Raw genomic sequence first — 1341 nt, 5'->3', positions numbered from 1 at the left:
AGCAAGGAGATTGCCGCTATGAACAAGAAATTCTCGCCTTCGAACGATGCGAGCATCGCGATTTTTGAGCGCCTCGAGTCTGAGGTGCGTGGCTACATCCGGTCATTTCCGATCCTCTTCGATCGCGCGGTTGGCACTACCCTCATAGGTGCAGACGGTCGTGAATATCTTGATTTTTTCGCCGGGGCAGGCGCCCTTAACTACGGCCATAATAACCCCGCCTTCAAGAAGCCGTTGTTGGATTACATCGAGCGCGACGGCATTGTGCATGGGCTTGACCTTGCCACGAGTGCCAAGAAGGCATTTATCGAAACCTTCGAGCAGTGTATTCTGAAGCCGCGTGGTCTGACTTACAAATTGCAGTTCACGGGCCCCACAGGTACGAACGCGGTCGAGGCGGCGCTGAAGCTGGCGCGCTTGGTGACCGGCAGGGCAAATATCGTTGCATTTACCAATGCGTTCCATGGCGTTAGCGCTGGATCGTTGGCTGCGACTGGAAACAAGAAGTACCGGAGTGCCGCAGGTTATCCCGTCGCACACGTGGCATTTTTGCCCTACGATGGTTATCTCGGCGCTTCCGTTGACACGCTCGATTACTTCGAAAAGCTGCTGAACGATCCGAGCAGCGGTCTCGATAAACCTGCCGCGGTCATTCTGGAAGCAGTTCAAGGGGAAGGGGGCATCAATCCTGCAAGCTTTAAATGGCTGCAAAGGCTGCGTGACCTCACCACGAAGCATGGCATCCTGATGATCCTCGATGACATCCAGGCAGGTGTCGGCCGCACGGGACAATTCTTCAGTTTTGAAGCTGCTAAGATCGTTCCTGACATTGTCACTCTGTCAAAGTCCTTGTCGGCAATCGGAACGCCGATGTCGCTCGTTCTTCTGAAGCCTGAACTGGATATTTGGTCGCCTGGCGCGCACAGCGGCACGTTCAGAGGCAATAACCTTGCTTTCGTTACTGCTCGCACGGCTCTTGAGACCTATTGGGCCGACACGAAATTTGAGGAGGAAATCGCTCGCAAGTCCGCGATCCTGGCGGAGGAACTCAAGTCAATCGCAAAGGATTTCCCCAGCCTTGGCCTGACTGTACGGGGGCGCGGATTGATGTACGGTCTCGTACCACAAAAGCATCATTCATTGGCGGTCCAAATCGCCCGGGAAGCTCTTAGTCGCGGCTTGGTGATCGAAACTTGTGGCGGGCGGAGCGAGGTGCTCAAGTTCCTTGTTGCTCTCACCATTACCGAGGCGGACCTGCGCCGCGGTTTGTCAATTGTTCGCGAGAGTCTTGGCGCTGTACAGGACAATATGAAGAACAACCCCGCCGAAACGACTCCCGGC

1 protein-coding gene is annotated in these 1341 nt (G+C 55.2%); it reads left to right on the top strand.

Translation table 11 applies throughout. From position 1 onward, the window contains the following. Positions 1 to 18 precede the first annotated feature (18 nt). Positions 19 to 1341: diaminobutyrate--2-oxoglutarate transaminase (ectB, locus tag AC0L2Z_RS35235; protein WP_473630622.1), on the top strand; the 1323-nt coding region annotated here is incomplete at its 3' end.

It is taken from the genome of Mesorhizobium sp. WSM4850, from assembly GCF_055811735.1.
The sequence above is the reverse complement of the archived record's forward strand: the minus strand, read 5'-3'. Positions and strand labels throughout refer to the sequence as shown.